This window comes from Agathobacter sp., assembly GCF_977054825.1.
Window position 1 is genome coordinate 1 of sequence record NZ_CDRTEH010000006.1, and the last position, 21063, is coordinate 21063.

General features: G+C 43.7%; 21 protein-coding genes, 1 tRNA gene and 1 riboswitch. Of the genes, 2 read left to right on the top strand and 20 right to left on the bottom strand.

The window, feature by feature from the left end:
• Positions 1-311 precede the first annotated feature (311 nt).
• The 11 genes from ACW6PM_RS07265 to ACW6PM_RS07315 form a co-directional block, all read right to left on the bottom strand.
• Positions 312-397 (bottom strand) — tRNA-Ser (locus ACW6PM_RS07265).
• 113 nt (positions 398-510) lie between these two features.
• On the bottom strand, positions 511-1221 hold the full coding sequence (ispD, locus tag ACW6PM_RS07270; protein ID WP_456056711.1) for a 2-C-methyl-D-erythritol 4-phosphate cytidylyltransferase: 711 nt from the start codon (positions 1219-1221) through the stop codon (positions 511-513).
• 77 nt (positions 1222-1298) lie between these two features.
• Positions 1299-2336: a tRNA (adenosine(37)-N6)-threonylcarbamoyltransferase complex transferase subunit TsaD gene (tsaD, locus tag ACW6PM_RS07275; RefSeq protein ID WP_117685984.1), complete on the bottom strand. Its 1038-nt coding sequence runs from the start codon at positions 2334-2336 to the stop codon at positions 1299-1301.
• A 29-nt stretch (positions 2337-2365) separates the two neighbouring features.
• On the bottom strand, positions 2366-2947 hold the full coding sequence (locus ACW6PM_RS07280) for a DUF6715 family protein (protein ID WP_308650454.1): 582 nt from the start codon (positions 2945-2947) through the stop codon (positions 2366-2368).
• 11 nt (positions 2948-2958) lie between these two features.
• Positions 2959-3870, bottom strand: a complete 912-nt coding sequence (locus ACW6PM_RS07285) for a ribonuclease Z (RefSeq protein WP_456056712.1) — start codon at positions 3868-3870, stop codon at positions 2959-2961.
• Entirely contained in the window at positions 3864-4313 is a 450-nt protein-coding gene (rimI, locus tag ACW6PM_RS07290) for a ribosomal protein S18-alanine N-acetyltransferase (protein ID WP_117685987.1), read from the bottom strand. The genes ACW6PM_RS07285 and rimI overlap by 7 nt, the downstream gene beginning before the upstream one ends.
• Positions 4310-5023 carry a tRNA (adenosine(37)-N6)-threonylcarbamoyltransferase complex dimerization subunit type 1 TsaB gene (gene tsaB, locus ACW6PM_RS07295; protein WP_308650456.1) on the bottom strand — a complete coding sequence of 238 codons (714 nt, stop codon included), beginning with the start codon at positions 5021-5023 and terminating at the stop codon, positions 4310-4312. Before tsaB ends, rimI begins: the two co-directional genes overlap by 4 nt.
• The gene (gene tsaE, locus ACW6PM_RS07300; RefSeq protein WP_456056713.1) at positions 5023-5472 is read right to left on the bottom strand and encodes a tRNA (adenosine(37)-N6)-threonylcarbamoyltransferase complex ATPase subunit type 1 TsaE; all 450 of its coding nucleotides are present in this window, start codon (positions 5470-5472) and stop codon (positions 5023-5025) included. The genes tsaB and tsaE overlap by 1 nt, the downstream gene beginning before the upstream one ends.
• A gap of 62 nt (positions 5473-5534) precedes the next feature.
• A complete protein-coding gene (locus ACW6PM_RS07305) occupies positions 5535-6032 on the bottom strand; it encodes a YcxB family protein (protein ID WP_456056714.1) in 498 nt (165 codons plus the stop codon).
• A 118-nt stretch (positions 6033-6150) separates the two neighbouring features.
• Positions 6151-6759: an ECF transporter S component gene (locus ACW6PM_RS07310; protein ID WP_456056715.1), complete on the bottom strand. Its 609-nt coding sequence runs from the start codon at positions 6757-6759 to the stop codon at positions 6151-6153.
• Between the two features lie 131 nt (positions 6760-6890).
• Positions 6891-7005, bottom strand: a riboswitch (FMN riboswitch).
• Between the two features lie 198 nt (positions 7006-7203).
• Entirely contained in the window at positions 7204-9519 is a 2316-nt protein-coding gene (locus ACW6PM_RS07315) for a Tex family protein (protein WP_456056716.1), read from the bottom strand.
• A gap of 86 nt (positions 9520-9605) precedes the next feature.
• On the opposite strand from ACW6PM_RS07315, the gene ACW6PM_RS07320 reads away from it, so the two are divergent.
• Entirely contained in the window at positions 9606-10007 is a 402-nt protein-coding gene (locus ACW6PM_RS07320; RefSeq protein WP_456056717.1) for a hypothetical protein, read from the top strand.
• Here the strand turns inward: ACW6PM_RS07320 and ACW6PM_RS07325 are convergent.
• On the bottom strand, positions 9978-10406 hold the full coding sequence (locus ACW6PM_RS07325; RefSeq protein WP_456056718.1) for a DUF2752 domain-containing protein: 429 nt from the start codon (positions 10404-10406) through the stop codon (positions 9978-9980). The genes ACW6PM_RS07320 and ACW6PM_RS07325 overlap by 30 nt on opposite strands.
• 134 nt (positions 10407-10540) lie before the next feature.
• On the opposite strand from ACW6PM_RS07325, the gene ACW6PM_RS07330 reads away from it, so the two are divergent.
• On the top strand, positions 10541-11275 hold the full coding sequence (locus ACW6PM_RS07330; protein ID WP_456056719.1) for a DUF975 family protein: 735 nt from the start codon (positions 10541-10543) through the stop codon (positions 11273-11275).
• Between the two features lie 5 nt (positions 11276-11280).
• Here ACW6PM_RS07330 and coaBC read toward each other — a convergent pair whose 3' ends face one another.
• The 8 genes from coaBC to ACW6PM_RS07370 all read right to left on the bottom strand — a co-directional run bounded on the left by coaBC (position 11281) and on the right by ACW6PM_RS07370 (position 20995).
• The gene (coaBC, locus tag ACW6PM_RS07335) at positions 11281-12474 is read right to left on the bottom strand and encodes a bifunctional phosphopantothenoylcysteine decarboxylase/phosphopantothenate--cysteine ligase CoaBC (RefSeq protein ID WP_456056720.1); all 1194 of its coding nucleotides are present in this window, start codon (positions 12472-12474) and stop codon (positions 11281-11283) included.
• 34 nt (positions 12475-12508) lie between these two features.
• Positions 12509-13474, bottom strand: a complete 966-nt coding sequence (locus ACW6PM_RS07340; protein WP_456056721.1) for a P1 family peptidase — start codon at positions 13472-13474, stop codon at positions 12509-12511.
• 138 nt (positions 13475-13612) lie between these two features.
• Positions 13613-14431, bottom strand: coding sequence for an ECF transporter S component (locus ACW6PM_RS07345; protein WP_456056722.1), 819 nt, complete (start codon positions 14429-14431; stop codon positions 13613-13615).
• Positions 14432-14741: 310 nt separating this feature from the next.
• A complete protein-coding gene (gene glmS, locus ACW6PM_RS07350) occupies positions 14742-16556 on the bottom strand; it encodes a glutamine--fructose-6-phosphate transaminase (isomerizing) (protein ID WP_308496855.1) in 1815 nt (604 codons plus the stop codon).
• 76 nt (positions 16557-16632) lie between these two features.
• Complete coding sequence (locus tag ACW6PM_RS07355; RefSeq protein WP_456056723.1) at positions 16633-16755, bottom strand: hypothetical protein; 123 nt, start codon at positions 16753-16755, stop codon at positions 16633-16635.
• Between the two features lie 324 nt (positions 16756-17079).
• Positions 17080-18342, bottom strand: coding sequence for a zinc-binding dehydrogenase (locus ACW6PM_RS07360; protein WP_456056724.1), 1263 nt, complete (start codon positions 18340-18342; stop codon positions 17080-17082).
• 110 nt (positions 18343-18452) lie between these two features.
• Positions 18453-18887: a PTS sugar transporter subunit IIA gene (locus tag ACW6PM_RS07365; RefSeq protein ID WP_456056725.1), complete on the bottom strand. Its 435-nt coding sequence runs from the start codon at positions 18885-18887 to the stop codon at positions 18453-18455.
• Between the two features lie 23 nt (positions 18888-18910).
• Positions 18911-20995 (bottom strand): BglG family transcription antiterminator, encoded by a 2085-nt coding sequence (locus tag ACW6PM_RS07370; RefSeq protein WP_456056726.1) that lies wholly within the window; start codon positions 20993-20995, stop codon positions 18911-18913.
• Positions 20996-21063 lie beyond the last annotated feature (68 nt).

Below are 21063 nucleotides of genomic sequence, written 5' to 3' on the forward strand. Positions count from 1 at the left end.
ATTCGTTCATTCAGATAAATCTGAATTTACTGTTTTAAAGGTCTTCAATTTTCATTGAAGCGTTCTGATTGATTCTCAAAATCTTTCAAGGTTTCTCACTGTTCAGTTATCAATGTTCTTTGTTTTGTTCTCTTACGACAGCTTGATTATTTTATCAAATCGCTGTTCGTTTGTCAAGCACTTTTTTATTTTTTGAACTCTGTTTTAAGTTCCCTGTCTTGCGACAGCTTGATTATTCTATCAAAATGTTTTTCATTTGTCAAGAACTTTTTTCGTTTTCTTTTGTACCTCTGTTTTAAGGCAAAAGAAAGCGCAGGGGGTGGGATTCGAACCCACGCGCCCTTGCGGACAAACGGTTTTCAAGACCGCCTCGTTATGACCACTTCGATACCCCTGCGTGTCACAATTAACACGTAATTGTTTAGTTGTCTGCACTTGTTCAGCGCAGGATTTATATTATCATCAATGTTACAATATGTCAACACTAATTTCTAATTTTTTTTACATTTTTCAGCGTTTCTTCAAAAAAAGCTCTGCAATCCCCATATCTTCAGGAGTTGTGACCTTTATATTTTCATATGAGCCCTCTATGAGCTTTACTTTTGTGTCACTCCCATACTCTACTATCATTGCATCATCCGTAATTACCGGCACACTTTTACCGTATGACATATCATTAAACAGCTTATCATAGGACCTGGCCAGCAGATTATACTCAAAGCATTGCGGTGTCTGAATCTGCCACAGGCTTTTCCTGTCGGGAGTGTTTGCTGAATATCCGAATTCATCCGACACCTTTATTGTGTCCTTTACAGGCATTCCTGCCACGCAGGCTTTCTCTTTTTCAACCGTATGCATAGAACGGACTATTATTTCATTATCTACCAGAGGGCGTGCGCCGTCATGGATCAGCACATAGTCTGCGCCCTTTGCTGCTTTGAGTCCCTCGTATACAGAGTTGTAGCGTTCTTTGCCTCCCTGTACTATCGCTTTCACCTTTTTAAAGCCATATTTTTCGATTATCGAATGTCTGAAATACTCAATATAATCCGCGCTGCAGACTATAACTATTTCATCAACAGGGCTATCCTCAAATGCTTTTATACTATAATAAATCACAGGCTGCCCTAAAAGCTCCATGTACTGCTTTGGCATATTGCTTTTCATCCGGCTTCCTGTACCGGCTGACAGTATGATTGCCGTGAACTTTTTCTTGTCCATATTCCTTCCTTTTCCTATCCATGACAAAGTCTGCACATTATGTTTGCACCCCGGTGTAACCGGAAACGATTACAGAATCACTCACCAAGCTTTAGATTCGGAACCGCGTTCAGATCAAGCCCGGACCTCTTGCCGGCTATAAAATCATAATATGCTGCCGCACCTATCATTGCTGCATTGTCTGTACACAGTATCGGTGACGGACGATAGAATTTAACGCCCTTGCGCGCGCACATTTCCTCCATGGCATGACGAATGACACCATTAGATGCAACGCCTCCCGCAATGGCAAATTTGTCCATTTTAAACTCATCTATGGCATTCTCAGCGTGTCCGACAAGCACATCCGTAACTGCCTGCTGGAACGATGCTGCCACATCTGCCTGATTTATTTCCAGTCCCTTCATTCTGCAGCCGTTTAAATAATTAAGTACTGCTGATTTAAGCCCGCTGAAGCTGAAATCATAGACTCCGCCTACAATCTTTGCTCTCGGAAACTCTATACTGTGCGGATCTCCCTCATGCGATACCTTTTCTATCTTAGGACCGCCCGGATAGCCAAGTCCTATTGCTCTCGCAACCTTGTCAAAGGCCTCTCCTGCCGCATCATCCCTCGTGCGTCCGAGAATCTCATATTTGCCGTAATCCACCACTCTCACCAGGTGTGTGTGTCCTCCTGAAACGACAAGTGCCAGAAAAGGCGGCTCTAAGTCTTTATTTTCTATATAATTGGCACTGATATGTCCCTCTATATGGTGCACTCCGACAAGTGGAAGGTTTCTTGCATATGCTATAGCCTTGGCTTCCGCCACACCTACAAGCAGTGCTCCTACCAGCCCCGGACCATATGTGACGCCTATTGCATCTATATCATCGAGTGTCATCTGTGCATCTGAAAGCGCCTGCTCTATGACCTGATTAATTTTCTCAATATGCTTTCTGGAGGCTATCTCCGGAACCACCCCTCCATATAAAGTATGAAGAGCTATCTGTGATGAAATAACGTTACTTCGCAGATCACGTCCATTTACTACGACTGCTGCCGCTGTCTCATCGCATGAGCTTTCGATTGCAAGTATTTTAATTTCTTTTTTTGTTTCTGTATTTTCTGTCATTTTATTACACCAATCTTAATTATATTACTCTATTCTGTTTCCGTATCAGAATCTGCTGCCAGCTTATAAAATGCAAGAATCCTCCAGCAGCCTTCATCATCCTGCCTGAGCACATATTCCTGATATGTCTTAGAATAAGAGCTGCCCTCCTTCATAAAGTAAGAGGCCTTGACATATGCAATTTTACTGCCATTATCAGTGACATATTTTACATCGTTGCTATCACACACCCCGGTCTGGGAAAGCGTAATGCCCTGCTCCTTGTAGCTTTGCGCATCTGCCGTGACAGACTGCTTGTAGGTATCCTTCGGATTGTTTGCTGCCAGCTCATCATCAAAAAGCTTAAGCGCCTGATCTGTGAGTGCATCAAGCTCTTCATCGCTATACTGCATGCCATAGTAGCACTTCACAATCCTGTTATAAAGCTTCACCACCTCACGAGGTGTCTGCGGATAATTCTTGTCGAGGTCTTTAGTTGTTATTCTTTGCACCTCTGTCAGCACCTTTTCCTTTTGATTAGCCCTTTTAGACTTATCGTTTACGATATAAAACGAACCACATATAGCGGCAATCAGTGCTATTGTTAAAATAACTATACCTGTTTTCTTCATATCGCTCCTCCTTAGTCCTCGTCAAACATGAGCTCCACGCTCTTTCCGTCTTTTCCAAGATATGCGTTTTCAAAAATATCCCTCACCTGTGACATATAGTCATCTGCCCGGACAAGTGACGGTGAAAAATGTGTAAGCCAAAGCTCCTTTACACCGGCTCTCCTTGCCATGTCTGCTGCCTCGTAAAATGTCATATGCTTATACTGCTTTGCCTTTACTATCTTTTCCTTTTCAGCATACATGCCCTCGCATATAAACAGGTCAGACCCTTCTGCCGCCTCCACTATATGCTCAAGTGGCCTTGTGTCCGTACAATATGTGACCTTTATGCCCTTTCTTGCCGGTCCAAGCACCATATCCGGAGTATACACTCTGCCCTCAAATTCAACGGTATTGCCCTTTTGAAGCGGATTCCACAGGCGCATAGGGATTTCCTTTTCCTTTGCTCTTTCCACGGAGAATCTGCCACCGCGCTTTATCTCAACCGAATAGCCATAGCATAGCACCGCATGCTTTACGCGGAATGCATGGATATGATATCCGTTCATGTCAAAATACTCATCCTGCTCATTGAGCTCTATGCATTTTATCTCAAAGGGCAGCTCCGGCGCAATCGTCCGAAGTGCAGTGACAACCCTTGTAAGCCCTTTAGGTCCAATAATGGTAAGCGGCTCGGTGCGCTCGGCATTTCCCATTGTAAGAAGAAGCCCCGGCAATCCGCTGATATGGTCCGCATGAAAATGGGTGATGCAGAGAATATCTATCGGCTTGAAATTGATTCCGGCCTCCTTCATTGCAATCTGCGTTCCCTCACCGCAGTCAATAAGTATATTGCTGCCGTTATATTTTAGTGAAAGTGCCGTAAGCCATCTGTTTGGCAAAGGCATCATGCCTGCTGTTCCAAGTAAACACACGTCTAACATAAATTTTCCTCCGCAGTATAGGACATGATGACTCCGTCCTCTACCGGATGCTCATATAGATTTTTTCTGATTCCAAGGTTCACAAACCCCATCTTCTGATACAGTGATATCGCAGCCTCATTAGTCACCCTGGCTTCAAGCACAATGCGCTCAACCCCTGACTCCTTTGCCTTTTCCTGCAGGCTTCTGATAAGATGTGCACCCACACCCTTTCCTCGTGCTGATTTTTTGACTGCTATATTGGTCAGCTCTCCCTCATCAAATGACACGTAGGTGCACTGATACCCCAGTATCTCGCCATCCTCCTGTGCCACAAGCATGATATTCTCAGGAAGCCTCATGGCATCCAAAAACCCCTGTCTGCTCCAGGGCTGTGTAAAGCTGTCTTTTTCTATCTGCGCCACCGAGTCTGCATCCTCCGGCTCCATGGGTCTTATTATCATATTCTAAAATCTCTCTCCTTTTCCTGTCTCTCTCGCTCCGCCTGTGATAATCTGAGATACTCAGGCTTATGGTCTGCTGCATTTTCTGCCCTGCCCTGCTCATAGAGCACCTGTCCAAGACATGCTACAGCCGATGCTCTTTGCTTATTGCACATGGCAGGTGCAAAATCATAGTCCACCTTTACGTGCTCATTGATATAATCCCTGAACACATCCACTCCGTCTCCAAGGAAAATCACCTTACGGCCAAGCTCATTGATTTTGTCAACTATCTCTTCTATCATCACTACGCACTGTGGCAAAATGGTGTTCATCCTGCCATCGGTAAAATCATACAGCCCTGTATAGGTCTGCTGTCTTCTTGCATCCATAAGCGGACAGATAACATCTGCACTGCCCCACAGATTGTATGCAAGCGCATCTACAGTAGGCACAGAAACTATCTGCTTATCCAGTGCAAGTGCAAGTCCCTTCGCCGTTGCCGAGCCTATACGAAGCCCCGTAAACGATCCCGGTCCCGCTGAGACTGCAATAAAATCTATAGTCTTAAGGTCAAGCTCTGTCATCTTAGCCACCTCATCAAGCATCGGAAGAAGTGTCTGCGAATGTGTCTTTTTATAATTTATCGTGTATTCTCCTATCAGATTATCGTCCGATACGACAGCCACACTGGCCACAAGCCCTGAGCTGTCAAGCGCAAGTATCTTCATTATAAAACCTCTTTTATTGTTATTTTTCTATAGTCAAAGCCTTTTTCAAGGTCTTTTTCAATCGTAATCTCTTTTCTCTTCTTTGGGAGTATCTCCTCGATGAGATTTGCCCACTCTATCATTGTAAGCCCATCTCCGTAGAAATAATCCTCATAGCCGATTTCATCCATCTCCTCGATGTCACCAATCCTGTATACATCGAAATGATAAAATGGCATCCTGCCATCCTCGTACACCTGCACTATAGTAAATGTAGGGCTGTTTATCGGCTCAGAGATGCCAAGCCCCTCTGCTATGCCCTGCGTGAGCACTGTTTTGCCCACTCCCAAGTCACCCACAAGTGTGCACACATCCCCCGGCTTTGCCTGCTGTCCAAGCGAAACCCCAAGTGCATGCGTATCGTCTGCCGAAAAGCTCTCTATTACTGTTATATTTTCTTCACTACTCATATTACCAGCTTATACCTTTATCTATTTATTTTTATTATATTTTATGTATTTAATATTTAAATTTATTTGATTTTCAGTCTGTATCTCTCCAGTGTGCTGCCTGCCAGCTCCTTTAACGGCTCATAGCTGTCGCCAAGCTGCTCCTTTGAGAGAATGTAGGCATTCTTCCTGTTGCTGAATATAAGTATCCTCTTATCATTGGCCACGAATCTGTACACCTGCTCCCACGGAAGCTGCGCCATCTCCTCGCCCTGGCTTACATTTATGTTCTTTTCGTCTATCTCAAAATGCAGTGGCTTTGAGAAAACTTCATTTGTCTTCATAATCATCCTTACCCTGCTCTTGAGCGAAAACGGCACATATAACAGCACCAGAATGCCAACTATAATATAAAGCACAACATACCCTGTGTTGCCCTTTTGTGCGCTTAATACTGCTGCCGCAGCCAAGAGCACAGCAAACAGCAGCGATATAACGCCCTGACTGCCCTTGTACGCCTGCTCTATATTAAATGAATATAAATCCTTTTCTGTTACTTTTACATCAAATTCAAGCTTCATGTCCTGCTCCCAACTAAATATTTGGGTTTATTATAACATTCCTTTTAAAAAAAGAAAAGAGCGCAATTGACTGCGCCCTTTTTGTTTGTGACTATATATCTTGTGTCAGGTATTTTCTCTATCCTCTGCCCTTTAAAACCGGTGACAGTCTCTTGTATACAAGCACTGTGATAAGTGTTGATATAAGTCCCTTTACGATGGTAAACGGAACATTGAATATCAGAAGTGCCTGCCACAGCTTGCCTACTGATGGGAGAAGCTCACTGTATGCACCAATGATTGCTTCCATTGGCATGAACTTTGTGTATGCCGGATACACGATAAAAAGGTTTGATGGGAAGCTGATGATTCCCATTACCACTGAACCGACTAAAGCGCCGATTATCGCACCCTTTTTTGACTTATTCTTCTTGTAGATAAGTCCTGTTGTTGCTGTAAATACTGCTCCGAGAATAAAGTTTGAAAGCTCTCCTACCGTAAAGCTCTGTGTTACTGTACAGTGAAGCAGGTTCTTGATAAACTCTACAATCACTCCTGCTAACGGTCCATATGCAAATGCGCCGATAAGTGCAGGCAGATCTGAGAAATCAAACTTGATAAAGCCCGGCATGATCGGGATTGGGAACTCAAGGTACTGAAGTACAAATGCGAGTCCGCTTAACATTCCTGTGCCGACTAAAAGTCTGATGTTTACTTTTGATTTTGTGTTGTTTGTTGTTACGTCCATTTTTACACTCCTTTGATGCTTAAGGAATCCTGAGGATATTGTGAGTGCCGCTATCAAAAATTTGAATAGCTCATTTAAAAAATCCCGGAAGAAAATCTTCCGGGACTTAATATCACAGTGTAATGACACCTAATAATCTTCTCTCATCCAGACTATACTGTCGGCTTCGGAATCACACCGAATCATGCCTTGCGGCTCGTGGGCTGTACCACCGGTAGGGAATCGCACCCCTCCCTGAAGAATTCCTATTTATTTTACAAACGTAACTGTTCAGTACCTTCACAGTTGCGAGTCGCAAGCGCATTAGAATCAGCTGCGCTGATGGGCGCTTGCTCCTACATAATATACGTTTTCTTACGAAATATGCGGTACCGCATATTTCTGTACTGAATAGTTACTTACAAACACATGATATGCACTTTGTGGTGTTTTGTCAAGGTATTTTTAATTATCAAGAATAATATTGTCAAAGAAATTATTTTTCTTGCCCTTTATATAGTAAGGCTTTTTGTTTCTGCTATTCTTGCCGCCGTTATTTCTATTGCTTCTGTCAGTCTTGTTATTATGATTAGTTTCACCTGACTTATCGGCACTGCCATCTTTTTTGCCGGTGCCCTGTCCGATTTTCATGGTAAGCTGGATGCGCTGCTTTTTGAGGTCAACGCTCATAACCTGCACATCTACTATGTCTCCTACACTGACAGCCTCAAGCGGGTGCTTGATATAGCGGTCGCATATCTCTGAGATATGCACAAGTCCGTCCTGATGTACTCCTATATCCACAAAGCATCCGAAATCTATTACATTTCTGACTGTGCCCTTTAATACCATACCCGGTGTGAGGTCCTTCATCTCAAGAACATCGCTTCTTAGGATTGGCTTTGGCATATCCTCACGCGGGTCTCTTGCAGGCTTTTCAAGCTCCTTTACGATATCACGCAATGTGATTTCGCCGACTCCTGCCTCGTCTGCGAGTGCCTTGTAATCAGACACCTTCTTTGAGATTCCAACTACATTTCTGTTCTTTACATCCTCCATAGTGTAGCCCAGCTTTTCAAGCACTGCCTTTGTGGCATCGTATGACTCCGGATGCACACCTGTGGCATCAAGCGGGTTCTTTCCGTCTGTGATACGCATGAAGCCTGCACACTGCTCAAATGCCTTAGGTCCAAGCTTTGCTACCTTAAGAAGCTGTGAGCGAGATGTGAATTTACCGTTTTCCTCTCTGTAATCCACGATGTTTTTGGCAATGGTCTTTGAGATGCCTGATATGTACTCAAGCAGTGAAACCGATGCTGTATTTAAGTCTACACCAACCTTGTTTACGCAGTCCTCTACAACTCCTCCGAGCGCCTCTGAGAGCTTTTTCTGGTTCATATCATGCTGATACTGTCCGACTCCGATTGACTTTGGATCAATCTTTACAAGCTCCGCGAGCGGATCCTGCAGTCTACGAGCCATCGAAGTTGCACTTCTTTGTCCCACATCAAAATTCGGGAACTCCTCTGTGGCAAGCTTGCTGGCTGAATATACTGACGCACCTGCTTCATTTACTATGATGTACTGCACCTTCACAGGAATTTCCTTTAACAGCTCGACAATCACCTGCTCAGACTCACGCGATGCTGTTCCGTTTCCAAGTGAGATAAGTGTGACATGATGTTTGTCTATGAGCTTTTTGATTACGGCCTTTGCCTCCTCTACCTTGTTCTGTGGCGCTGTCGGGTAGATTACTGTGGTATCAAGCACCTTTCCTGTAGGGTCTACGACAGAAATCTTGCAGCCTGTACGGAAGGCCGGATCCCATCCAAGCACAACCTGTCCTGCAATTGGAGGCTGCATGAGAAGCTGCTCCAAGTTCTTTCCGAATACCTTTATGGCTCCGTCCTCTGCTTCCTCTGTCAGATTGTTTCTGATTTCACGCTCTATTGCTGGGGCTATAAGCCTGTCGTAGGCATCCTCCACCACCTCTGTGAGTACAGCTGCTGTCGGAGCTCCATCATTTGTGATAACCTGCTTTTTAAGATATTTGATGATATCCTCTGTCGGTGCCTCTATCTTTACTGTGAGGATTTTTTCCTTTTCACCACGGTTGATTGCAAGTGTTCTGTGACCTGCCACCTTGGAAAGAGCTTCATCAAATTCATAGTACATCTCATAGACAGACTCTGCCTCAGGATCCTTTGCTGTCGATATGAGACGGCCATTTTGCATGGTAAGCTCCCTGATTTTTGTTCTGTAGCCGGCATTGTCGGATACGCTCTCTGCAATGATGTCCTTTGCTCCTGCAAGCGCAGCTGCTTCATCTGCCACGTCTTTTTCTGCATCCACGTATTTAGCGGCTTCTGCCATGATATCAACAGACGCTTCCTGCGCTAAAATGGTCTGTGCCAGTGGCTCTAAGCCCTTTTCCTTTGCGATTGTGGCACGGGTTCTTCTCTTCGGACGGTAAGGTCTGTACAAATCGTCAACCGCCACCTGTGTCTGTGCCTCAAGAATTGCCTTCTTAAGCTCATCCGTAAGCTTGCCCTGCTCTTCAATGCTTGCAAGCACTGTCTGCTTCTTGTCCTCAAGATTGCGTAAATATGTCAGTCTGTCGAAAAGATTTCTGAGCACCTCGTCATTTAATGAGCCGGTGGCCTCCTTTCGGTATCTGGCGATAAAAGGAATGGTATTTCCCTCATCTATCAGCTTGACAGCGGCCTCGGCCTGTCCTTTTTTAATCTGCAGTTCTTCTGCAATTGCAGCAATAATATCCATTTTTTTACCTCTTTAAAAAACTTATTCTTTTCGTATTATAAATGAAGTGATACAATAAAATCAACTTTATAGAAAGGAATTTTATCATGGATCCACAAAAATTTGATTATAATCAGGATTATAACTATAATTTCGGCAACAACAATTTCTACAATAAACGCTCACGCAATATGGAGGTTGCAGCACTTGTGCTTTCAATAATTGCCATCGCGTCGTGCAGCTGCATTTATGTATCTATCATATGCGGCTCACTTGCCATGATCTTTGCGTTGCTGTCAAAGGGTGGCGCCACCTCAATGAGCAGCATGGCTATGACCTCATTCTGGATTGCGTTTGCTGCTGTTGTTATCACTCTCATTATATATATCGGTTCGTTTGCCGCCATGCTTCACGAATACGGAAGCATAGAGGGTATTTTAAAGGAATACCAGAATCTGACCGGTATTGACTACAATGAGCTACTTCAGCAGATGAATACCGCAAAATAGTATAAGCATATTTTTGACAATACAGTTTACCACAATAATGGCAAGTGCAAGCCACATATATAATGGCCTGAAGTGCATTCCGATATGCAGCCTGCCGCGGCTTATCCGCTGCAGTGTCTGTGACAGCATAAACCAGCCGCCCAAAACGGCTGTATACGGCACAAACGGATGAAGTACAAACGACCTTATCAGATGTCCGTGCAATAGCGCAAATGTGGCTCTCGTGCCACCGCAGCCCGGACAATAATAGCCTGTATATGCGTGTAGCGGACATGGAGGCACCTTTGTGAGTACCTGCGTACCACATACTCCAATCACTGCTGCAAGAGCCGCAAATATAGCTATGCATATCCAGCCTGTTATATAAAAATATCTGTCGATTGTTTCATCTGTCTGCATGATGAGTGGTCCTTCCTGTGATTTTGTGTAACCATATGAATATAAGTATATGTTATATATCTGCCAATTGTCAAAGCTTTAATTTAGCATTAACTTAAGCATTAATTCAAAACTATTATTTCAGGAGAAATATAATGAACCAGAAAAAGAAATCCAAAGAATTAAAAAGAATATCAAGAGAGAACCTAAACGGAAGATACAGACTCAGCATGAGCGTTTTCCTCACTGTCACACTCATAAATCTGTTCAGTGACCTGCCGTTTACCTACCTGCTCGGAAACGTATATGCCACAAAGGTTCAGACCGTCATATACTACATTGCCGAGGTGCTTTTATCTATCGTAATAGGTGTGCTACAGATGGGACTCATACGCTTCCACCTCAATATGGCCAGAAAGAAAGAGTGCCGTATAAGCGATGTGTTCTACTGTTTTATGAATCACTCCAACAGATATTTCGGAGCATACATCATATATTATGCCATCTCTATGGTCGCAAAGGCTCCTTTCCTTGTAGCTAAAAACTTTTTCAAGCTAAGCGGTGACACCATGGGAATTGCTATCGCTTTATATGCTGCCAGCGCTGTGCTTAGCTTTATCGTACTGATTCTGTTTCCGTTTTACCTGTATCTGGTGCTCTCGCGTGATGATTTATCCGTGTTTGCATGCCTGACTCATGCCTTAAAGCTGATTCGCGGCAACATACTCAGGGTCATCTACATTAACGTAAGCTTCATCGGTATGCTTGTGCTTTGCGTGCTGTCGCTCGGCATCGGCCTGCTCTGGGTGGAGCCTTACTACGAGCAGACCTTTGCAAATCTATTCCTCGATGTGACCGGGGAACTGCCGGCTGTGGACTGCAGGGTGTAGTAATTCTACATCTTAAGCAGCCGGTCCATAATCCTTGCCGCAACGCAGCTCTTGTCCATGATTTCAAGCTCTGTGCAGTCGTCAGCCGTGATGAGTGTGACCACGTTGGTATCTGTTCCAAAGCCTGCGCCTGCTACCTTTAGGTTGTTTGCCACTATCATATCTGCATTTTTCTTTGCAAGCTTTGCTTTCGAGTTTTCAAGCATATTCTGGGTTTCCATAGAAAAACCGCATATGAGCTGTCCCTTAGCCTTGTGTGCTCCAAGGTATGATAGAATATCCTCTGTGCGCTCAAGCTCGATTACAGACTCATATGAGCTGTCCTTTTTCTTTATTTTCTCATCTGCCGGATGTGATGGACGAAAATCCGCTACTGCAGCGGTCATGATAATAATGTCCTGTTCAGCTGCCTTTGATTTCACCACTTCTGCCATATCTACGGCTGATGTCACATTTACCACATCCACAAACATAGGCGGCTCAACCGATACTGAGGCATTGACCAGTGTAACATGCGCGCCGCGGAGCATACAGTTTTCCGCAATAGCGCGTCCCATTTTGCCTGTTGAGTGATTGGTGATAAAACGTACCGGGTCTATCTTTTCCTGTGTCGCTCCGGCTGTGATGAGTACATTTTTGCCCGCGAGGTCCTTTTCACAGGCAATTGTCCTCATTATGTAGTTGAAAAGCGTCTGTGGCTCCGGCATTTTTCCTGCACCGGTGTCTCCGCATGCAAGATATCCTTCAGCAGGCTTTATCATCTCAAAGCCGTAGTGTTCTAGCTTTTTGATGTTGTCCTGCACAATCCTGTTCTCGTACATATTGGTGTTCATGGCAGGAGAAACTAGCTTAGGACATTTGGCTGCAAGTATCGTGGTGGTGAGCATATCGTCTGCGATGCCGTTTGCCATCTTGCCTATCACATTGGCTGATGCGGGTGCCACCATGAAGATGTCTGCTCTCTTTGCGAGCGCCACATGCTCCACGTTGAATTCAAAGTTTCTGTCAAATGTGTCAACGAGGCATTTGTTGCCTGTGAGCGTCTCAAATGTGATTGGATTTATAAAATTGGTTGCATTGTGTGTCATTATGACGTTGACATCGGCGTGTTGTTTTACAAGCATACTCGCAAGGTTTGCTATCTTATATGCCGCGATGCTTCCTGTCACTCCCAAAACTACTGTTTTTCCTTTTAACATGATTTTCACCTCTGTATTATAACTATTTTAGTAACTATTTTTTGTATAAATCACAAACCGCCTTGTAGCCATCCACAGACTTAGCATTTCTTGCTGCATTGGCGATGGCCTTTGCCATGACATAAGCACTCATTGGTCCCACCAGATTGATATCGGCAGGCACGCTGCCCACTGATACAGCATAGATTGAATCTCCGTCTGCCATCGTGTGCACGGGTCTGATTGCTCTGCCATAGCCATTGTGAGCCATGGATGCCACTTTGTTGAGTGCGGTCTTGTCAAGCTTTGCATTTGTTATTATTGTACCAATTGTAGTGTTTCCTGTAAACATATTCTGGATTTTTGCCGCTGCCTCAAAATACGCTGTCTCGTCATCAAAAAGCTGCCCATTCTCATCCAGTGCTCCGGCAATTTTCTTATCTGTATCTATATCATAGATATCACCGAGTGCGTTCAGTGTCACCACTGCTCCTACCTTAAGCTCGCCGAGCTGGACCGCATAGGCTCCTATACCGCTCTTCATGCTGCGCTCACGCCCCATATATTTGCCGACTGTTGCGCCCATTCCTGCGCCGTAATTGCCCTGTAAAAATGTATCATACGAAGCGTTCTCACAGGCTTTGTATGCCATTTCGCCATCAGGCCTTGCATTTTTATCACCTATTACCAGATCAAAAATACACGACTGCACCACAAGAGGCACCTTTGTAACTCCCACATCAAAGCCTATATCGCGCTCCTCGAGATACTTCATCACGCCTCCCGCTGCATCCAGTCCAAAGGCTGAGCCGCCTGACAGCACAAGAGCATGGATGCCCTTTGCGTCTGCCACAGGATTTAAAAGTGGTGTCTCACGTGAAGCCGGTCCGCCACCCCTTATGTCAACTCCCGCCGGTGACTGTTTATCAAAAAGGAATACCGTACAGCCGGTTAAGCCCTTAGTGTCCTCGGCATGGCCTATTTTGAAGCCACCGATATCCATTATGTCTATTTCATGCATATTTTTCACCTTGTATCAAGCCTTTCTTTTAATTCATATATTTATTTTACCGTTCCCGGTTCAGCTTCCTATAAAACAGGCGGACCTTAACAGTCCGCCGTACATACAATTTCACAATTATTTTTAATCTGTCTAAAATTATTTCGCTGCGATTGGTTTGATTGTGTTCAAAACCAATCCAACAAGGTATACGATGATTGCGGCAACAATTGCCTCAATGACTCCGTTAAAGCTGATGACTCCGGTGATAACACCAAGCACTGCATTTCCAGCCACACCGATTGCCTCTGCATAAGCATCCTTGTAAAGCACAAAGATTGAGCCCATTACAAGCAGTGTGTTGGTCATGGCACCTGCTACGCCTGCATATACAAACGGAATAACCTGTGTGCTCTTTCTGATAAATACAGCCTCAACTACGACAAATACTACAGCTCCGACTGCAATGCCGATGCCTAAAGCGGCTGCCTGTGAAAGTGACTCAGCCATCTTGCCGAGGAATGCATATACTCCGAATGCAAGGAATGCTGACATGAGCACATTTAAAACTGTGCCCCAGAGATTTTTCTTCTCTGATGCAAGCACCTTTTTGATGCCTATGTATACAAAATAAGGTATAACACCTACTAAAATTCTTGGAACAAATGCTATGAATAAGCTCTTAAATATACCTGAGGTTCCGACCAGGGATGCTGCAAGCACCGGCGAAAATACAAAGGATGAAAGAGTTCCTCCAACTATTGTTGCCTTTAAACAACTGGTAAATCCGAATACAAATCCAAGGAATGCTCCCTTTTTAGGTCCGCAAAAAAGTGAGCCGAGGATTACCGGAATGTGAATAATCGTAGCATTGATAACTACGAGCGGAATATATCCGAGTGGTGTGAATGCCATGATGATGATAATGGCTGTGAATAAACCTGTCAGTACAAGTTCGTTTGTTTTTGAATTGCGCATTACTTTTCCTCCTTTTGGTAAAAGCCCATATGGGTCTCGTCCTAATTCTGTTATGCTGTGCTTCTGTCACACGGCATAAGAGCGCACATGAAAATTGTATGGTTGCTGGATTCTCGTATGAGTAACCCGCATTTATGTATCATACCACCTGATGCGTGGTGTGTAAATACAAATTTGTTATATTTTTAACAAAACGTATCGGTGTGGTGTATTGACCTATACATCGATGTCTTACATATGCTGCCTTGTATCTCACAAACCTGAAATCAAAAAAATCCCCGGACATCATATAAATGTCCGGGGAAATTATTTATTCTACTGTAACTGATTTTGCAAGGTTACGTGGCTGGTCAGGGTTTAAGCCCTTTCCTGTTGATGTGTAGTAAGCGATAAGCTGACAGATTATAACTGACTCGAAAATCGCAAACTCATCCGGTGCCTGTGGGAGTGAGATATGCACATCACAGATTGACTTATCTGTAATATCCTTATCCTTGCTAAGAAGGATAACGTATGCGCCTCTCGCCTTTACCTCGCGTATATTTGAGATGACCTTGCTGTATACATGGCTCTGTGTCGCAACAGCGATAACAGGAACACCCTCGCTGATGAGCGCGATTGTACCGTGCTTTAACTCGCCTGCTGCATAAGCCTCAGCATGAATATATGAAATCTCTTTGAGCTTGAGTGCGCCCTCCATGCAGAGTGTATAGTCAAGTCCACGTCCGATGTAGAACGCATTTGTTGCATTAACCATTCTCTTTGTGAGCTGCTCAATCTCAGGTGCCTGTGTGATAACCGACTCGATGAGATTCGGAACCTCCTGAAGGTTCTCAATAAACTCTTTTGCGTCTGCCTCTGTCATCTTGCCTGATACAAGACCAAGCTTGCAGCCTAAGAGATAGAAGCTTGCAGCCTGTACTGTGTAAGCCTTTGTACTTGCAACAGCGATCTCAGGGCCTGCATGTGTGTAAAGCACATAGTTGCTCTCTCTGGCGATTGATGAGCCCTTTACGTTTACGATAGAGAGTGTCTTCTTTGTGTATTTATTGGCAAGACGAAGTGCCTCTAAGGTATCAATTGTCTCACCTGACTGTGATACAAATACAACCATTGATTTATCTGAGATAACCGGCTCCTCATATCTGAACTCTGATGCGATTGCAACAGTTACAGGGATGTGAAGACGGTTCTGGATCATGGTCTTTCCAACCATTCCCGCATACATGGCTGTACCACATGCTACTATTGTGATGTCACTTACATCCTCAAAGAATGAATCCGGGATGCCATCCTCTGTAAAATCAGGCAGTGAATCCTTGATTCTTGGAGTGATAGTCTTTGTAATAGCTGCAGGCTGCTCATGAATCTCCTTGATCATGAAATGTGGATAGCCGTCCTTCTGAGCTGCTGTTACATCCCAGTTTACCTCAAGATACTCCGGCTCAACAGTCTTTCCGTCAAGATCCTCGATTGTGATTCCATCTGCTGTCATAGTCATGATAGCATACTCAGGTACGATGAAATAACGCTTAGAGTATTTGATAAATGCTGTAAGGTCAGATGCGATAAATGCTCCGTCATCGCAATATGTTGCAACCATCGGGCTTACATTTCTGACAGCAAAAATCTTTCCCGGCTGATCCTTGAACATGATACAGAACGCAAATGAGCCCTGAAGCTCTGCTACTGCCTTCTTAATAGTAGCCTTTGGATCTCCGTCATAGAGCTTGTTGATAAGAGCTGCTGCCACCTCTGTATCTGTCTCAGATATAAGAGACTCTGCAAGATCAAATTTGTTTACGATCTCGTGGTAGTTCTCAATAATACCATTGTGGATGAGTGCGACATTTCCAACCTTGTGAGGATGAGCATTGGCATTGGTAACTCCACCGTGTGTTGCCCATCTTGTATGTCCGATTCCGCAGGTTGAATTGTTCTCATCATCGCAGATAGCGAGAAGATCCTTAACCTTTCCGACGGTTTTGCGGATAGAAATCTTGCCTGTATCCTTGAAATAAGCGATACCTGCACTGTCGTATCCACGATACTCTAACGCTGCGAGTCCTTCCGTCAAAATCTTCTGTGCCTCTAAACGGCCTGTAAATCCTATAATTCCACACATAGTGTTAGATCTCCTTTTCGATATATAATTTTAAATGTACAAATCGTAACTGTTCTGTACTGAATAGCTACTTGATTTATATGGTTCTCTCGCTTTGTTTTGATGTCTCCATCATATTTGGCTTGAGATACGCATCCATATATGCGTCCAGGCATCCGCCGAATTTTCGATAACCTGAAACCTCGTTAACCGGCATCATTTTTCCGTACCTGCCGGTGCATGGCGCTAAAGTTTTTAACTTTTCGAAATCCAATTGCTCCTTTTTCTTGGACTTTGTTATTCTACCACATTGGGATAAATGACTCAATTGTAAAATTAGCTGAATTTTTCATAAATGTGGGGATAAATTTATAATATGCGACTATATGTCGTAGTATAACCAAAATACTTCTTCCACAGCTTTATAAATGGCGCATGCAAGGTTGAGTGCATGCGCCGGAATGATGTATATATTTTAACGCGCTATGTCAAAATGGGGTTGATTTGCGCACCAAAATAACAATTTTAATTGAATGTTACCGTTTTATTTTACACCGAAGTGCTCGAAGAGGATTTTCTCTGCCTCTTCATTCCACAGGCCACGATGTGCCTTTACTGATGCATCGAGCTTTGCGAAAAGCGGATCTGTTTTTCCAAGCTCCTCGAAGTCATCGATTGCTGTGAGTGGCATATCAAACTGCATGTATGTAAGCTTCTTGCCACCAGGAATTTCAGGAAGGTGGCAGGTTGCATCTGCTACTGCGTTGATTCCACCTACATGTGTAATCATTACGGCCGGATTGATCGTGCCCTTTGATGCAAGGTCAATTGCCTCTACGAGGTCATCTGTGTTTCCACCTGTTGTTCCCATGATGTGTGTGCTTGTGTAGTGGCAGTTGTACAGATTAATCTCTGCCTTGAACTGGTTATCTGTAGGTCCTGCGAAGAAGTTCATGCAGCCGTCAAATGCGAGGAGTCTGTCTCCCATCTCTGCAACAGGCTTGATCGGTACATATACGAATATATCATCATAGCCCTTTCCGTCTGTTATTGCCATAAGCTCTGCCTCTGCATCCTTTGCCTTTGCTGTGTTGAAGTAGATGAGCTCTATGCCCTTCTCTGCTGCCTCTTCAACTGTGATGCACTGCTTTGCTCTCTCGATTTTTGCATCATCCACGTCTGTTACTACGATTCTCTTTGGCTTGTTCTCAAATGCAAGTCCATAGCTTACTGCTCCAAGTCCCATTGGTCCACAGCCACCCATGATAAGGATGCTGCCGCCAACCTTTGTGCCCATTGCATGGTCATAATTGTGCTTGTTTGTGTGATAATTTGCATGGTATCCACCGATGATACAGCTCATTGGCTCTCCGAGAGAGGCCTTGAAATAGCTGTCTCCATCATATTTGAGGAGGCATCCAAGCTCCATTACCTCGTGAGGCATGATGCAGTAGGTTGCTGCTCCACCACAGTATCTGTATGAGTATCCAGGTGAGTCAAGCTTGCCCTGGTAGTTGAGTGCAGGCTGTAATGCAAATTTCTCGCCCGGCTTGAACTGATCCTGCCATTTCTTTCCTACCTGTACTATATCTCCTGAGCACTCGTGTCCTACGATTACCGGATGGATATCCATATCCTGTGGTGCTCTCTTATGCTTCTTGCCCTGCTTTGCAAGCTTGTATGTTGACATGCAGATGCTGTCGCTCATTACCTTTACAAGTATTTCATCATCCTTGATCTCCGGGAGCTCAAACTCCTCAAGTCTTAAGTCCATTTCTCCGTACATTCTGACTGCTTTTGATTTCATATTGATTTCCTCCTATTTAGATATGTATACTATGATATATTGATATAACTATGTTATTTGTTACCCTGTTCTTAGCTTAATAATGCGCTTTTTGAATATTTTCTTTTACATTACATATCAGCTTCCATAAACAACTGATAAATCTCGTCTGCGGTTCCGTTCACTGCCTTGTCAACATTCTCTGCTTCCGATAAAAGTATTGCTATACTGCTTAAAATCTCGATATGCTCATTTTCTTTTCCGGCTATTCCGATTGCTATACGGACCATGTTTCCATTGCCCCAGTCAACTCCGTCAGGCAGTGTTACTATCGCGATTCCGGCTTTCTTTACAAATTTCTTTGTAGCCTCGATTCCGTGTGGGATTGCAACCCCATTGCCCATAAATGTATTGAATACATTCTCCTTGTCGAGCATTCCCTGGATATATTCCTTCTCGATGCATCCTGTGTCGTAGAGCATCTGACCGAGCTTTCCAATTACCTGCTCCTTGTTTAAGCCTCTCACATCTGTGATAATGTTTTCTGTTCTTAATACATCACTCATTGTAAAATCCTCCTTTTTGCTATCTACTGCATTTTTGATATGTACTCGTTAAAATATGTCTTCAATGCTTTTTTAATTATCCTTCTCGTTTCTTCGACATTTTCTTCAAATATGGAAGGTAAAAGTCTTTCCTCTTCCACAAAAGCACTGCTTATCCTGCCCAGAATATCTGTATCTGTTTCTCCCTTATCCATGGGTGCAGCAAGAAAAACTGCTGCCTTTATATTTTTCATGCTTTCATCTGTAAAGCATGCACCATCTTCAGGTGTCATTGTTTTAAAAACAATGCTGCTTACCGCCTTTGTCTTGCAATGAAACAGTGCAAAGTCAAGCTCCGGAAATACCTGCGTCATTACACGCTCTCTCTTCATTATGTCATTTTTCAATGTATCTGCAGCCGCCCTGCTGTCGGTTATTATATACGACATGCTCTCAACAAGCTGCTCCATGGTACTTGTACTGTCGGCTCTGTAATTGCTGTAATTTTTAATAAGCCGCTTAATCTTTGAAACTATTTCATTTATTTGTGACAACTGTTCGTTAAAGTCGATATCCTCCTGCTTACTTGGCATTCTGGAATATTCGTCAACCTTTAAGCGTATCGCCATGATGTCATTAGCGTTTATTAACGGTGAGACCTTTACTACATCTATGTCAGGATTGTCAAGCACCAGTCCTGATACAAAGAAATCTGTTTTCGATGCCACATACGGTGTGAGTTCATCTCGCCCGTAGGTCTTTATAATGACATCCTCTCTTAAGAAGCCTCTGATTTTGGTGCTCATGAGTCTTGCGACTCCAAAGCCTCCTGCACAGACAATTCCGATTTCTACCGGACGCCTCCTGCGTTTTCTCTCGTGTATTCTCTCCATGGCTGCGCCAAAATGTATGGCGAGATATCCAACCTCACTGTCCGGCACCTTATGGCCTGTTGCCTTTTCTATTACATATGCCGCCTGTCTGCACTGTGCAAACACCTCAGGATACTCACTCTTTATCTGATCCTCGAGAGGATTGTATACATACAGCTCATTTTCGATTCTGACTATTGCAGGCTGTAAATCCATCATCAGACCATATATCAGCTCATCATCCTGCCGCATTTCACATGCATCTGTCGCATCAAACACACCTATCAGCTTGTCAATGATATCGAGCAGCTTTTCTGCTCCAAGCTCCTCCTCATCCTCCAGATTGTATCGGTTCTGTTTGGAGCCCTTTATATAAAGCAGAATATTTGAAAACTCACTCTTTGGAAGCTTTATATCAAATTCACTTTCAAGTGCTTCTATGAGATGCGCTGCCGCAGGGTAATCATCATCAAGCTGCACATTTCCCGGCAAATCTGTATCTTCTATGACATTTCCCTTCATGATTCTGTCAACAGCAATTGCTGTGTGAAGCAAAAGACCAATGTAGGAATCCTCAGCCATATGGTTGAAGCAGCTTTCGCTTATGTCCTCAAACACATTTATTACCCTGTCAACTACCGAGCTGTTTAATATTCCATACACCTTCACACTGTTGTAATTTTTCATTGCCTTAAGCAGTGCTTCGCGGTTTTCAAAGAACATATTCCTTATAGATTCATCATCTATGTTTTCATTTACAAAATGATGTAATGCTGTTCTTATGTCTTTTTCTTTGCCGTCAACTATGACTCCATAGCCCGGTTTTCTGATGAGCGACAGCCTGTATTCCAAAAGCTTTTTTTCCACAACATCCAGGTCATGGCTTATTGTCGCCTCGCTTACTCCGAAAAGGTTGCTGAAATAGAATAGCTTCTTAGGAACCTTTTCACGTAAAAGCTCATATATAAGATATTTTCTTCTTGTTTTTTTATCGGAAAAATCATTATTTTGAGTCTCTGTTACTTCTTTTCTCAGGTGCTCCAGGTTCACGGCATCACCATCAATCCAAACACCGATATTTTTCTTCTTGCACAGACTCAGGTCGTAATCTGCCAGTCCTGCCGCTATGTAATCAAACTCTCTTTGGACAGTCCTCTTGCTGACCCCTATATGCTGTGCTATGTCCTGCTCCAAAACAGGTTCATTTTTCTCAAGAACAAATTGTAATATCTGTTTGATTCTAGGTGTTAATTCCATGAACCCTTCCCCCTTTGTATGCTGAGGGATTTACTGTAAATCCCTGTTAATTGCATCCTAGCAGCATA